This is a genomic window from Bacillus sp. LL01 (assembly GCF_001037965.1).
In genome coordinates this window covers 463,070-477,479 of sequence record NZ_LFEL01000001.1, presented here as the reverse complement: position 1 = coordinate 477,479, position 14,410 = coordinate 463,070, and the positions used below count along the sequence as shown (strand labels likewise).

Below are 14,410 nucleotides of genomic sequence, written 5' to 3'. Positions count from 1 at the left end.
TAAGAAGTGGAATGGATGAATTCTATGTGGAAATTTATTACCATTGCTATATTACTATTCAAGTGGGGAATATTTCAGCCGGAGATTCCTCATGATGTGGAAAGAATCAATTTGAATTTATCCAAAAATGAAATAGCCTTTACATTCTTTGATTTGACTCAAGGTGAGAGTACTTTGATACAGTCAAGTTCCGGGGACAATATTCTCCTAAATACAGGAGGACCGGAAGCAGGTGAAGAGTTATTATATTATCTCGATATTTTTGGAGTGGAAGAACTGACTACTGTCATCATCACAAATGAAGAAGACGAATATATCGGTAATCTGCAAAGTGTGGTAAAAAATGTCCAAGTCCACAGTATTGTTTTACCCGATACTTCTTTTAACATTCCATTACATATAAAAAATGTAAGCTGGACAGCTGGAAATACGGAAGAGGTATTTCATGATTTAAAATGTGAAGTACTTAGCAAGGGGAATAAAACGGAACATTTTGCCACGGACTTGTTATTCGAGTACAAGGGGACGTTTCTTCTATACATGACGAGCGCAAAAGAAGAAGTTGAAAAGACCCTTATGAAAAATAAAGATTTGAGCGTGGTAAATATCTTGAAAGTGGGGGATTTCGGTAACCCTTCCGGAACAACGGAAGCATTTCTGGAAGAATGTGACCCTCAAGTAGCCATCGTTTTCAATAAGAATAATCAAAGAGGAATTACAGGCGTACTGGAACGGCTCCACGAGACATGGATGGACATCTATCAGACCAGACAAGTGGGAAATATATCTGTGAAAGCGAATGACCATGATTATCAGGTTTTTACTATCCCGTTGGATACATATCGATCGATATCCTAAAAAAAGGGTGAATCTGCCTTTATAGAAAGATTCACCTTTCAAGTTGGTGTGGGATAGGAGTAATATTTTATACAATAACGTACATCAATGTACTAAACTGAATAGAAACTGTTATAATGTGTTTGAACACTATAGGTGATTCAGTACTTATATTCTAACCGACAATACAGGTCAGTATGAGTAACAAAAATTGTTTAAGCGCAGGAGGATTTTGGGATGGAAAGTAAAATCGAAATTTTATCAACCGTAACAGTGGAGAATTCATCCGATTTGTACAAAATCGTGGATACATTGAACAGAACATTAAAAAGAGAAAACCTTATGTTCGGCTTGGCACTTGACCAAGAAAATCAGGAAAAAGCAGTTTTTACAATATATCGTACATAAAGAAGTGATGAAATGAAAAAGTGGATATTATACAGTATTATTTTGATTGCCATTGTTACTTTGTGGCAACTCATTACCATATACCAAACGGCCATGTCACCTGTCAAAGATGAAATGGAACGTGCAACAGAAATCGCGAAGCAAGAGGCAAACCTGCAAACGGTTGATGAAGTATCTTCATATAATGGAACCAGTTCTTTTATTATCGTTCAAGGAACAGATGATGAGAACGAAGAAATGGTCGTCTGGGTGGATGAGAACCAGGAAGTCGTTCATTTAGCCCAAAAAGAAGAAGGAATCGCGAAAGAAGAGGTACTGAACTATCTCCAAACAGACAGGGAACCAAAAGAAATCATTTCCGTTTCATTGGCAATGGAAAAGAACACGCCTTTGTGGGAGATTAAGTTCAAGGACAATAACAATCAGTATAATCTCTATTACATCAAATATGAAAATGGAGAATACTTTCAACGAATAATTTTTTAATGGTAGCGGGAGGAAGTACAGATGAAATTAGCCAAACGAGTATCGACATTAACACCATCTACGACATTGGAAATCACGGCAAAAGCGAAGGAATTGAAGGACGCAGGTCATGATGTTATTGGACTTGGAGCAGGGGAGCCGGACTTTAATACACCAGCTCACATTCTAGATGCCGCAAAAGAAGCAATGGATAAGGGCTTTACTAAATATACGCCGTCCGGTGGATTACCAGCATTGAAAAAAGAAATAATCAGCAAACTGGAGCGTGATCAGGAACTTACGTATAAGCCTTCTGAAGTGATTGTTTGCATCGGTGCCAAACATGCACTTTACACTTTATTCCAAGTAATCCTTGATGAAGGGGACGAAGTGATCATCCCAACTCCATATTGGGTCAGCTATCCTGAGCAGGTAAAATTGGCTGAAGGCGTGCCTGTTTATGTAGAAGGTAAGGAAGAAAATCAATTTAAAATAACTGCTGAACAACTGAAGGCGACGATAACCCCTAAAACAAAAGCGGTAATCCTGAATTCCCCAAGCAACCCGACAGGAATGGTCTACAGTAGGGAAGAACTTCAAGCGTTAGGGGAAATATGCCTTGAACATAATATCCTAATCGTTTCTGATGAGATCTATGAAAAGCTACTTTATGATGGAAACAAGCATGTTTCTATCGCCCAACTGTCTCCAGAACTAAAAGGACAGACAATCATCATCAATGGAGTATCCAAATCACATTCTATGACAGGCTGGAGAATCGGGTATGCAGTCGGTGACCAGAATATTATCAGTGCGATGACAAACCTTGCAAGCCATAGCACCTCAAACCCGACCTCGATTTCACAATATGCAACAATCGCTGCATATCAAGGGCCGCAGGATGATGTAGAAGTGATGCGTGAAGCATTTGAAGAACGACTTAACATCATTTTTGAAAAGCTGAATCAGATCCCTGGCTTCCATTGCCTTAAACCACAAGGAGCTTTCTATCTGTTCCCCAAAGCGATAGAAGCGGCAAAAATGGCCGGCTTTGAAGACGTGGACAGCTTTGTTAAAGCATTATTGGAAGAGGAAAAAGTAGCACTCGTTCCAGGCTCCGGTTTTGGAGCGGATGATTATGTCCGTCTTTCCTACGCCACAAGTCTCGACCTGTTAGAAAGTGCCGTGGAACGAATCGCAAACTATATGGCAAAAGTAGCGGCTAAGTAGTATTACTTAGCCTTACGCTTTTTTTATAGGAAGAAAAGAGTTTGCTTACCCTATTGCAGCCTTGTATAATAGAAGTTATGTACATAAATGTGTCATTATAATTGGAAGAACAATGTTGGAGGGAACAAAGAAGTGAAAACTACGATTGCAGAAGTACATAAATATGTTGGTGAAGAAGTAACCATTGGTGCCTGGATTGCGAACAAACGATCAAGCGGAAAAATTGCTTTCTTACAATTAAGGGACGGTTCCGGGTTCATTCAAGGGGTTGTCGTGAAAGCTGAAGTGGATGAGTCCGTATTCCAGGCAGCTAAATCTGTCACACAGGAAACATCTGTATATGTTACAGGAATAGTGCGTGAAGATGAAAGATCTCCATTTGGATACGAATTAGGAGTTACTGGAGTGGAAGTCATCCATGAAGCAGTGGATTATCCAATCACTCCTAAAAATCACGGTACAGAATTCCTAATGGATAACCGTCATTTATGGTTACGTTCCAAAAAGCAGCATGCCATCATGAAAATCAGAAATGAAGTAATTCGTGCAACTTACGAATTCTTCAATGAAAACGGGTTCTCTAAAGTGGATCCGCCTATCTTGACTGGAAGTGCACCTGAAGGTACCTCCGAACTGTTTGCAACCAAATACTTTGATGAGGATGCATATCTTTCTCAAAGTGGCCAACTTTACATGGAAGCTGCAGCAATGGCATTAGGTAAGGTATTCTCGTTCGGACCGACATTCCGTGCGGAAAAATCCAAAACAAGACGTCACTTAATTGAATTCTGGATGATCGAACCGGAGATGGCATTCTACGAATTCGATGACAACCTTGTCGTTCAAGAACAATATGTATCATTCATTGTTCAATCTGTAGTTAAAAACTGCAAATTGGAACTTGGAATTTTGGACAGAGATGTGTCCAAGCTTGAAAGAATCCAAGCTCCATTCCCAAGAATTTCTTATGACGATGCTATCAAATTCTTGAATGAAAAAGGATTCGACGATATCGAGTGGGGCGATGATTTCGGTGCTCCTCATGAAACTGCAATTGCAGAGAGCTATGATATGCCTGTGTTTATCACACACTATCCGGTTGGAATTAAACCTTTCTACATGCAACCACACCCAGAACGTGATGACGTGGTATTATGCGCAGACCTGATTGCTCCAGAAGGCTATGGAGAGATCATCGGTGGGTCAGAACGTATTCATGACTATGAGCTATTAAAACAACGTTTAAAAGAGCATAACCTGGAGTCTGACGCTTATAAATGGTATCTGGAGCTACGTCAATACGGTTCCGTGCCACATTCGGGCTTCGGTCTTGGCCTAGAGCGTACAGTGGCGTGGATCAGTGGAACAGAGCACGTGCGTGAAGCCATTCCATTCCCAAGATTACTAAACCGTTTATATCCATAATAATATCGGTCACCCGCCTTTTTGGCAGGTGACTTTTTTTAAGACCAGAAAGATTTCCGTTCCAGGCGCTTCGCTTTCCAGCGGGCGGTCCGTGAGCCTCCTCACTCCGTTGCGGGGTCTCCCCTGTCCCTTCCTCCCGCAGGAGTCTGCGCGCCTTCCACTACAATCAACAAGGTAATTTCATTCACCAAAAGGGTAACTAAAAGCTATCTTAATGAGGTGACTGGTTTCTAGCTGTGGATTGGAGCAAATGGTGAAGACTCCTACGGGGGAGTAGCGACAATTTTGAGACCCCGCATCGCCGAGGAGGCTCAAAGTCGCCCTTAGGATAAGCGAAGCCATTTGCGGAAGGAACAGCGGCGATTATACAAACTTCTAATGATATTTTGTTCAAAAGGACCGGGCGTTTTTTGCCCGGATTTTCTTATGTCTTAGTAGCAAAGTAGCAAAGTAGCAAAGGAAATCCCCTTAATAACTTATGATTGAAAAATATTCCCCTAGGAAGAACACCAACAAATTTGTTATACTTATCGGAGAGGTGTCTCAAATGAAAAAAGAGCAATTTTTTGAATTTATGGAAGAGGGGAACCTTACCGTTCCTAAATATTTGTTAAACAACTATGTAAAGCTAGGGTTAAATGAAAAAGAATTTTTACTCCTTCTACATGTACATTCTTTCGTGGAAAGCGGAATTATTTTTCCAACCCCAATGGAAATCGCAGATAAGATGACAGTAGATCCTTCCGAGTGTATGGAAATACTACGTCATCTACTTCAGAAAGGGTATGTATCCATCAGTGATGAAATGGATGAATACTCCATCAAATACGAACGTTATTCTCTCCAACCCCTATGGGAAAAGATGATTACCTATATGATGGACCAGAACAAGCAAGCCACTCAACAATCGAATCAAGAGCAGGAAATCAATTTATATACAGTCTTTGAACAGGAATTTGGTCGGCCCTTGTCACCTTTCGAATGTGAATCACTAAATATGTGGATGGATCAGGATCACCACGATCCATCTATTATTAAAGCTGCATTAAGAGAAGCAGTTATTTCAGGCAAACTGAATTTCCGCTATATTGACCGGATTCTTTTCGAATGGAAAAAGAATGGAATTAAAACAATCAACCAGGCAAACGAATATGGCAAAAAATTTCGTAAAAACCAGCAAAAGCCTACTTCCGTTCCACCAAATAAGTCGAACAACAGCACGGTTCCATTTTACAACTGGCTTGATTAAAAATAGGGGACGCGTAATGCTAGAATTGCGTGTCCTTTTTTCTATCAAAAAGAGAAAGGCAGGATTAAAATAATGCTAAACTTGAGACAGATAAAAGAGGTAGTAGAGGTAATGGGAGAAATGTTCCCAGACGCCCACTGTGAATTAAATCATAAAAATCCCTTTGAGTTAGTGATAGCTGTTGCGCTATCTGCACAATGTACGGATGCACTTGTCAACAAAGTGACAAAAAATCTGTTTGAAAAATACCAAAAACCAGAGGACTACCTCTCTGTATCTTTGGAAGAGTTGCAACAGGACATTCGTTCCATCGGTCTATACAGAAACAAGGCCAAAAACATCCGCAGCCTTTGTCAGTTGCTTCTTGAAGAGTATGGTGGAGAGGTTCCTAAAGATAGAGATGAACTAGTTAAATTAGCAGGGGTGGGGAGAAAAACGGCAAATGTAGTAGTATCTGTAGCTTTCGGTGTACCTGCAATTGCGGTGGATACCCATGTAGAAAGAGTTAGCAAACGACTTGGAATCTGCAAATGGAAAGATAATGTGTTGGAAGTGGAAAAAACGTTGATGAGAAAAATTCCGATAGAAGAATGGTCAGCTACTCATCACCGGCTTATCTTCTTTGGACGGTATCATTGTAAGGCGCAAAACCCTCAATGTGAAAGTTGTCCATTACTCGAGATGTGTAGGGAAGGAAAGAAGAGAATGAAAAAGAAGGTGGGCTAATGAAGATTCCTGAGGCGTTTATTCATCCATATTTTTATACCAAAAAGGACTCAATCAATATCAATCACTTTGATATGGAAGATATTATTACTATCCCATTCAAATATGATATCGCATATTATCAAGGAGCTGCTCCATACAAGCTTCCTTGGGAGAATACAAGCGACAGCATTCCTTTGATACTTATTAGCTGGAAAGCGAAGCAGAGTACTCTCAACACCCTGCATGAAAACAGGGATAGAAGAGGGGCGAAAGAAGAGATGATTCCCGCTATTGGGTGGTTTCTCCAAATGCAGTTCTGGATGAATGGACAGCCGGTGAGAAGTATAAATGATTGGAAAAGGGATATAGATTCATTAAAATGGACACCGATAAATGTGGATGAAAGATTTGATTTTGTTTTAAAAAAGCCAGAGTTATACCATTCTTTTATTCAGCTTCAACAGCTTTTCACAGAAGGCGAGAAACTTTTCTATAAAAGCAAGGCGTTAGAAAATAGAGAAACAAACCAATAGAAAAAACAAAGGGCTACCAATCAACATGGTAGCCCTTTTGCTATATGGTTAGTCGTCGTTATCTTCAGAATCGTTGTTACTGCCTCGTTGACCCTGTCCGTTACGGTTAGTGTTACTTTGTGTATTAGTTCCATCAGTTTCTTCACCGTCGCCATCGCCGTCACCATCCCCAGGAGGTTCTTCACCATCCCCAGGAGGTTCTTCACCATCCCCAGGGGGCTCTTCACCGTCACCAGGGGGCTCTTCGCCGTCACCAGGAGGCTCTTCGCCATCCCCAGGAGGTTCTTCGCCATCCCCAGGGGGTTCTTCACCATCTCCAGGAGGGGTAGGGATTTCAGGAATAATGCTTTCATCCTCTTCTTCGGCAGCTTCAGGTATTGTTACTGTTTGAGAAGCTGCATCACTTCTGTTTTCATTATTTTCATCCTGAACGGCAATCAGTTCAAATTTGAATGTTGCACCAGGATCAGGTGATTCCACAACCAAGCCTAGATCTTTCGTTTCGGTTAATGGTTGAGGCGATCCTTCGTTTACAGCAACGCTGATATTGAAGGTTACACCTTCCATACGATCTTCAGGGTACTTCCAATTCAGATTAATTACATTCGCTTCCTCATCATACTCCGCGGTGAAACCACTAGGAGTAGGAAGCTTATCATATTCTTTTGATACCTCTGTCGGTTCTGTTCCCTTAACGAAGTATTCGTTCGTAATTTGTTCGGAAGGAGTAAACTCGCTCGCTTTTAGCGGAGGGTTTGATCCTTTCTCGATTGGAACCCGGACAACACTGTTTGGAACAGGGAAGTCGGCCTTGTCTTCACTTGTTGTAGAAATTTTTTCCATCAATTGTTTAAAGATGATACGGGATAAGTATTGATCTTGATTCACTCCATCAATCGGGCGGAGGTAATTCTCCTCACCCGTTCTTCGAAAACCGGTCCAGACTGTTGCTGTATAGGTTGGAGTATAACCTGCAAACCATGAACTCGGAACACCGCCATTTGGAATACCATACTCATTGATTGTATCTTCAGCGAAGTTGGTAGTTCCTGATTTACCTGCGATATTTAATCCAGGAACGTTAGCCGCTGTCGCTAAGCCACTTCGAACAGAAGTTTTCAGCATATCTGTAATCATGAATGCGGTAGAGTCCTTCATTACCACTTCTGATTCTTTATTCAAATTGACACTTGTACCGTCTTGAAAAACTACTTTAGTTACAGCGAATGGTTCTGTATAGACCCCGCCGCTTCCGAATGAGCTGTATGCCCCAGCCATTTGAAGGGGGGATACACCATTAGTGAATCCACCTATAGCGTATGCTTCATTTATTTCTTCTTCAAGTGGAATTCCCAGTTGAACAGCAAAATCACGAGCTCGATCCAAACCTACTTCTTGAAGTGCTTTTAAAGCAGGTATATTTCGTGAGTCAGCCAAATGCTGTCTCATGCTAAGGTAGCCCTTATGTTTGTTATCCCAGTTGTTCAATTCAGTGCCGGATGAATACTTGTATGGTTCATCATTAATTTGGTGGTATGTCGACCAATCCAGATATTCAATAGCAGGTGCATAATCAAGGATCGGTTTGATAGCTGAAGCGGGCTGAACCTTGATGTCCGTAGCATAGTTTGTTCCTGTCTTCATGTGGTTTCGTCCGCCACCGATAGCGCGGATTTCACCGCTTTGTGTGTCAATTAAAGCAATACCAGCTTGATAATCCTCATTATCTAAATGTGGAATACCACTTTCATCCGATAAAATATATTCTACTTCTTCTTGTGCATTTACATCCAAAGTTGTATAAATTTCCAACCCGTCTGCTTGAGGATCTACATCCCCTAATTGATCGGATATTTCTTCAATTACTCGATCAATAAAAGCATTGTATTTATTGGAGTAATTCGTTTTTTCCACATCATCTGATAATGTGGAATCAACAGGTGTCGCTTTAGCTTCATCCGCTTCTTCCTGTGTAATCTTGCCATGCTTCACCATCAGACTAAGGACGATATTACGGCGCTTTTCCGCATTCTCCGGATTTGTTACAGGGTTATAGCTGTTCGGGCTCTGAGGAAGCCCAGCAAGCATAGCTGCTTCATGTAGCTCCAATTCGTCTAGCGTCTTACCATAATAATTGTTCGCAGCATTGGAGATACCATATGCATAGTTAGAAAAGTAGATACGATTTAAGTACATTTCAAGAATTTCATCTTTGGTAAATCGGGACTCCAATTGATAGGCCAAATAGAACTCCTGTGCTTTACGTTTTAATGTTTTATCGGTAGATAGGAAAGATAGTTTCACAAGCTGTTGTGTGATGGTACTACCACCCTCTGAACCGAATCCTCTTGTGACGTTTGCTAACACAGCTCCGGCAAGTCGTCGGTAATCCACTCCGTTATGCTCATAAAAACGGACATCTTCTGTAGCAAGGAATGCATCCTTTACAAGGTCAGGGATATCATCAGCATCCACATATTCTCTTGCTTCATGACCTCCGATTTCCGCAGCAAGTTCACCATCCATTCCATAGACTTTAGATGGAACCGGGACCTTCAGAAGTGTCTCATCTAAAGGCGGAGTGCTTTGCACATAATAAGCGAAAGTTCCAATACCTGTTAGTAATCCTACAATTCCAATAATAAGTGCAGATAAAAATATTTTTTTGAAAATCCCTTTTTTGGAACTTTTCTTCTTTGTCCCGTTTTTTGTGCTTCTTTCTTCTTCCATGGCTTTTCTTCTTTGTTCTCTTGATTGATACTTTTCAGTCATGTTTCAGACCTGCCTTTCTTCACTCATCCATATATTCCAGGGCATTTAAAAATTCATGTCAATTATTTTAATATAATCAATTCTTGGTTGATAGCCTTGTGGAACCAAGTATCCATCTTGTTCCACCTCAAGTTTTGTAATTGACTTTCTTTCCCCGGATTCTTTTCTTTCCCAATAATGAAATAATTTTTCAGCTGGGAGCAAATACACTTCATTAAAAAGACGGAACATTAATATGACGAAACAGATCCCATTTTGTTTCACAACCTGCCGCATATGTTGAATTTGATGCTCATGGAAGTTCTGAAGGGGGAAGGAGGTTTTGTTCTTTGTCTCCTTCGCTTCAAAGTCGATATATCTCCCTTTATATACCCCATTGAAGTCTGTGGTCGAAGCTTGTTTGAAATAGGCCTCTTTAATGACTGCCGCACTTCTTTTCGGATAATGAACATCTACAATCTGGATAGGTGTCGGTTTTTTATGGACAACCGCTACTCCGTGAGTAAGGTAATACATATTGGAATCATGAAGGTCATCCTCTAAACTCATTCCGCGGTTTCCATACAAAGTAGGACCAGTCTTTTTGGAAGGTGTAGTGCCATTTGACTGAAATATCTTACCGTTAGGGTAACGGATATTCATAAATTTCCCCCTCTAGACAAAAACTAATCTTATATTAGAAAAAAACGTCATCATTTTGTAAACTTTGTCACTTATTGTAGCTGAAAGGAGGATTAACGGCATTGGAGCATGTTTCTCTCTATTTGCAAATAGAAAAAAGAAGGGAGAAGTACACGTACTCCTTTCAAGAAAATAAGTTTATCACTACTATTAGAAAAAATACAGCAAAATACAATGTCGATAACATCTCCCGGACCAAAGCTTATGCCTCCTATTATAATAGGAATCCCGAGGTCAGATGGGCTTTTTTGGCGAGTATGGTATCACGCAATGCGGGATGGAATATGACGGATCTTCAAGGGAGATGGTTTAAGCTCGCATTGGAGTGGCAAAAACGTTTTCCAATTTTTCTAACTTACGAAATGGCCAATTGGCTGATTTTTAATGATGCTTATCCACAATTATTACTATACGAATTATCCATCTATTATAACAAACCACTATTTCATTTATTGAAAGAATTTAACGTTTCATGCTTTATGGAAGCTGAATGGGAGTATTTCTGGAAATCAGGAGATAGGGAAAGGCTAGTTACTTCCTTGATTATCAACGAACAAAATCTTATACAAGAACCAGTTTTACATAACAAAAAATTGAAAAGAAAAGTATTTGGTACAAGTGTATATGCCTTTCAGGACTTGGGCCATTTTAGTTGTGTTGTATTTCCGACACTTGAAGGAAGACTTTACGGGTACTCTGTGCATGGATTTCAAAAGCTTGATAATCGAATTGAACTAGGAAAAAAGTTAGCATCCCTGTTATTTTCTGTTGAACTAAAGAATTCCTTTTATAACTTCTCATTGAAAACGGAACATACCGGATCCCGTTTCGACTATGAACAATATTTACACGAAAATCTTTTTCGGGAGACACCTTTATTAAGGGGGATATATCCAATCATTCCACACAAAAATGTGAAAACTCCCGACGACTGGGTCTTTAAAAAAGTCAAGCATATACCTAAATGGAAAAGTCCTGTTTCACCAATAGCCAACAAAAAGATTGACCTAACCAAATGGTTTATACACAAACAACATCAGATGCACAGCTTAATTGCTTTAAAAAGCTGGCTATAAAAACAGCTCCCGTTAAAGGAGCTGTTTTTATAGTTTCATGATATTACGTTGAAGGGCGGTTTGGCCCTTTCAACTTTTTGTCTTCTTGCCCAGGAGCGCTTTCCACCTGATTTTTACGTTGTTGTTGTTGATGATGCTGTTGATCTTTCTGTTGTTGGGACATTGTCAGACCTCCTCTAAGCTTTTGGTTCTCTTGTATTTTTAACAATTTGGTGTGTAATCATGCGAAATATGAGAGTGGAAGTGCAAATAAACACTTTCTTTGACGAAATGCTTCTAGTTTTGTCATATGGGAAGGTGGTTGAAATAAGACGACGAAATTATATATTAACAAAGTATGGAGGGGATTTCATATGTCCAATGTTATTGTTTCCAGAAGTGAAATTACGGATTTGTTCCATGAAATGATGCTTCAAATGGATGTGTTGGAGGAGACGATGTCTAGTTCACTCAAAATAGAGCGGGAAGAGATGGAAGAGGTAATGAAGCATCAGATCAAACGGCTGCACGTGACGTTGGATGAAGTAGAAAAAGTAATGGCCGAACAGCGCGTGTCAAAGGTGCAGGCTCCAAAAGCTATCAACTTTAATCAGAGCGCTTACTCTGTATAAGAAGATATGATAATATGTATTGCTAGAGGTGAAGTTAAAATGTCTGGCAATCAACAGAACGTTAAACAAATATCTGATCAAATATTGGATTATCTGGACAGGATTGAAGAACTATTTCATTCAACTAGAGATAATAAGGAAAATCCCGATTTTTTTCATACTGTCAAGCCTTTTGCGGACGAAGTGTATGTAACGGTCCAGCAATGGGAAAATACTGTTAAAGAGTGGATTTTGACGGAACAGCCGAAGTATATTCATACCCAACAGATAGATAGCACAGTGGAAAACATAAACATGGTGTCCGTACAGTGTTTTTATCCTGATACACGTGAGAAACGTTTCAAGGGCATGATCCAATCCATTAGATATGTATTGAATGATACCCTTTCTAAAATTTAGGCTCTGTTAAAGTTAAGTGTTGATAATGAGTTGGTTTCTAGCTGTTGATTGGAGTAAAAGGTGTAGACTCCTGCGGGGGAGTAACGACAATCTTGAGACCCCACAGGGCAAAATCCCGAGGAGGCTCAAGGTCGCCCCGCGGAAAGCGAGCCTATTGCGGAAATCAACAGCGGCGTCTAACAGAGCCAAAATTTAAAATGCAAAGCCTGGCCAGGGGATCGGCCAGGCTTAATCGTGTTTATGAGCGATCTTTTTCTGCTTTGTTGCTTACAGGACGATCCTCAGCTGTTGCAACAGGCTCGATTGCATACTCCACCTTTTCAAAGACCTTCTTCTCAGCAGGTTTTGTACCTATTGTTGGTTCATGACCTTTTTTCTTATGGTTGAAATTTTTTCCACGGCTCATATTTTTCCCTCCTTTATTCCACTTTAGCTTTCCATGGAAATGTAATTCTCATAACTGCCAACAATTAACCACCATGATATTAACAGAGCGCCGCTGTTGATTTCCGCACTGGTTTCGCTTTCCGCGGGGCACTTGTGGAGCCTCCTCGGACAAGCCTGCGGGGTCTCCACTAAGCGCTACCTCCCGCCGGAGTCTACGCCCCGTGCTACAACCAACAGCTAAAGTATAGAAAATATTAACATTTTACTTTAACAAAAATTTAAAAAAGAGACCATAAAGGTCTCAATGTATCATGCGGTATTATGTTAATTCTAAAATGTCTTCAAATGTATTTGGCGGAACAGCACCTTTTGCCTCCAGATCACGAATCAGATTACGGAAATGGCCTATCGTCAGGTCTCCTCGAAGATAAAGCTGTCTGGCAAAATCCATTAACTCGTTGTGCTCCATCGGTTCATAGCTTTTACAGGCGACAAATTTGTGACGCAATTCTTCTAGTATCATAATAATCCCCCCCATTTGAAGTTAATTTAATAATAGCATGCAAATATAATTTTTCTTGTTTTTGAAAAAATGAAACTTCCGACAAAATTAAACAAAATTTGCGTGATAAAAAATGGATTCTTCTCACTGCTGCAGTTTTTATAATAGGCACCTTTCCCAATTTTTGTTCATATGTTATGTATAGCTAGAAAAGAGGAGGGGTTTGAATGTTTAGGAGAATGTATGGCAGACCTAGACATTTATCATATAACCGGAACATGTCTTTTTTGAATCAGCTTCCTTTTTTAAACAACTTTCTGCCTAACGCAAATGGTGGAGGAATGCAGGGAGTGATCCCTCAGCAGTTTATGGATGGAGGTTGGATGAACCAACAGGGAACGACTCCTAACAACTTCATGAACACGATGCCGTTTTCAGGAGGGAATATGCCATCGTCAGGATTTCCGTTTAATATGATGAATCAGATGGGACAGAATGCATTTCCACCAAACATGCAAATGGGTGGAGGAGGTCAGAATGTTTTTCAACAGGGCATGCAGATGGGAGGCATGGGACAGAATGGGTTTCCACAAGGAATGCAGATGCCTGGTATGGCTCAAGGGACAAATGGAGGGGGTATGCCAAATCCAATGGGCATGCCATTCATGAATCCATACCCAACGCAAACACAATCTGCTAAGCCCCAAACTTCCCAGGTAAATTCTTTTATGAACCAATTTAAGGGGCAGGACGGGAATGTGGATATGAAAAAGATGATGGATACTGCAGGCCAAATGATGAACACAGTAAACCAGCTGAATAACATGTTCAAGGGTATAACAGCTACGTTTAAAGCATAAAAAGATTGCCGTTAAAAGGCACTCAACTGTTAACAAAGCTTTTATGATTTTTGAAACTGCATCTAACTGTTGATCTCCGTTCCAGGCGCTTCGCTTTCCGCGGGCGGTCCGGAAGCCTCCTCAGGCTATGCCTTGCGGGGTCTTCCCTGTCCCTTCCTCCCGCAGGAGTCTGCGCGCCTTCCACTACAATCAACTAGGTGGTTTCATTCACCGTTAGAAGAACGAAAATCATCTTACTAAAAAGCGACTGAAGTAGCCATTACCCAA

The 14,410-nt window shown here is 40.5% G+C and carries 16 protein-coding genes; 12 read left to right on the top strand and 4 right to left on the bottom strand.

Annotation, left to right across the window (positions count from 1 at the left end):
• Window positions 1-24 precede the first annotated feature (24 nt).
• The 8 genes from AB685_RS02340 to AB685_RS02310 all read left to right on the top strand — a co-directional run bounded on the left by AB685_RS02340 (window position 25) and on the right by AB685_RS02310 (window position 6,855).
• Entirely contained in the window at window positions 25-858 is an 834-nt protein-coding gene (locus AB685_RS02340; RefSeq protein ID WP_047968931.1) for a hypothetical protein, read from the top strand.
• A 216-nt stretch (window positions 859-1,074) separates the two neighbouring features.
• A complete protein-coding gene (locus AB685_RS30095; RefSeq protein WP_082153472.1) occupies window positions 1,075-1,245 on the top strand; it encodes a YpmA family protein in 171 nt (56 codons plus the stop codon).
• 12 nt (window positions 1,246-1,257) lie between these two features.
• Window positions 1,258-1,731: a DUF5590 domain-containing protein gene (locus AB685_RS02335; RefSeq protein WP_047968930.1), complete on the top strand. Its 474-nt coding sequence runs from the start codon at window positions 1,258-1,260 to the stop codon at window positions 1,729-1,731.
• A gap of 21 nt (window positions 1,732-1,752) precedes the next feature.
• Window positions 1,753-2,940 carry a pyridoxal phosphate-dependent aminotransferase gene (locus tag AB685_RS02330; protein WP_047968929.1) on the top strand — a complete coding sequence of 396 codons (1,188 nt, stop codon included), beginning with the start codon at window positions 1,753-1,755 and terminating at the stop codon, window positions 2,938-2,940.
• Between the two features lie 132 nt (window positions 2,941-3,072).
• Window positions 3,073-4,365: an asparagine--tRNA ligase gene (gene asnS, locus AB685_RS02325; protein ID WP_047968928.1), complete on the top strand. Its 1,293-nt coding sequence runs from the start codon at window positions 3,073-3,075 to the stop codon at window positions 4,363-4,365.
• Window positions 4,366-4,912: 547 nt separating this feature from the next.
• Window positions 4,913-5,614, top strand: a complete 702-nt coding sequence (locus tag AB685_RS02320) for a DnaD domain-containing protein (protein WP_047968927.1) — start codon at window positions 4,913-4,915, stop codon at window positions 5,612-5,614.
• 72 nt (window positions 5,615-5,686) lie between these two features.
• Window positions 5,687-6,340 (top strand): endonuclease III, encoded by a 654-nt coding sequence (gene nth, locus AB685_RS02315; RefSeq protein WP_047968926.1) that lies wholly within the window; start codon window positions 5,687-5,689, stop codon window positions 6,338-6,340.
• Window positions 6,340-6,855 (top strand): YpoC family protein, encoded by a 516-nt coding sequence (locus tag AB685_RS02310; RefSeq protein WP_053073700.1) that lies wholly within the window; start codon window positions 6,340-6,342, stop codon window positions 6,853-6,855. The genes nth and AB685_RS02310 overlap by 1 nt, the downstream gene beginning before the upstream one ends.
• Before the next feature lie 48 nt (window positions 6,856-6,903).
• On the opposite strand, the gene AB685_RS02305 is transcribed toward AB685_RS02310, so the two are convergent.
• Both AB685_RS02305 and recU read right to left on the bottom strand, forming a co-directional pair.
• Window positions 6,904-9,627: a PBP1A family penicillin-binding protein gene (locus AB685_RS02305; RefSeq protein ID WP_047968925.1), complete on the bottom strand. Its 2,724-nt coding sequence runs from the start codon at window positions 9,625-9,627 to the stop codon at window positions 6,904-6,906.
• Between the two features lie 45 nt (window positions 9,628-9,672).
• Window positions 9,673-10,269, bottom strand: a complete 597-nt coding sequence (gene recU / locus AB685_RS02300) for a Holliday junction resolvase RecU (protein ID WP_047968924.1) — start codon at window positions 10,267-10,269, stop codon at window positions 9,673-9,675.
• Between the two features lie 101 nt (window positions 10,270-10,370).
• On the opposite strand from recU, the gene AB685_RS02295 reads away from it, so the two are divergent.
• From AB685_RS02295 to AB685_RS02285, 3 genes are all read left to right on the top strand, one after another.
• On the top strand, window positions 10,371-11,384 hold the full coding sequence (locus AB685_RS02295) for a DUF2515 family protein (RefSeq protein WP_128755789.1): 1,014 nt from the start codon (window positions 10,371-10,373) through the stop codon (window positions 11,382-11,384).
• Between the two features lie 353 nt (window positions 11,385-11,737).
• The gene (locus AB685_RS02290; protein WP_047968923.1) at window positions 11,738-11,995 is read left to right on the top strand and encodes a hypothetical protein; all 258 of its coding nucleotides are present in this window, start codon (window positions 11,738-11,740) and stop codon (window positions 11,993-11,995) included.
• 39 nt (window positions 11,996-12,034) lie between these two features.
• Window positions 12,035-12,394 (top strand): YppE family protein, encoded by a 360-nt coding sequence (locus AB685_RS02285; RefSeq protein WP_047968922.1) that lies wholly within the window; start codon window positions 12,035-12,037, stop codon window positions 12,392-12,394.
• 238 nt (window positions 12,395-12,632) lie between these two features.
• Here AB685_RS02285 and AB685_RS31640 read toward each other — a convergent pair whose 3' ends face one another.
• Window positions 12,633-12,800 (bottom strand): hypothetical protein, encoded by a 168-nt coding sequence (locus AB685_RS31640; RefSeq protein WP_198530443.1) that lies wholly within the window; start codon window positions 12,798-12,800, stop codon window positions 12,633-12,635.
• Between the two features lie 300 nt (window positions 12,801-13,100).
• Complete coding sequence (yppF, locus tag AB685_RS02280) at window positions 13,101-13,304, bottom strand: YppF family protein (RefSeq protein ID WP_047968921.1); 204 nt, start codon at window positions 13,302-13,304, stop codon at window positions 13,101-13,103.
• Between the two features lie 206 nt (window positions 13,305-13,510).
• Here yppF and AB685_RS29650 point away from each other — a divergent pair, with 206 nt between their 5' ends.
• Window positions 13,511-14,143, top strand: a complete 633-nt coding sequence (locus AB685_RS29650; RefSeq protein ID WP_053073699.1) for a YppG family protein — start codon at window positions 13,511-13,513, stop codon at window positions 14,141-14,143.
• Window positions 14,144-14,410 lie beyond the last annotated feature (267 nt).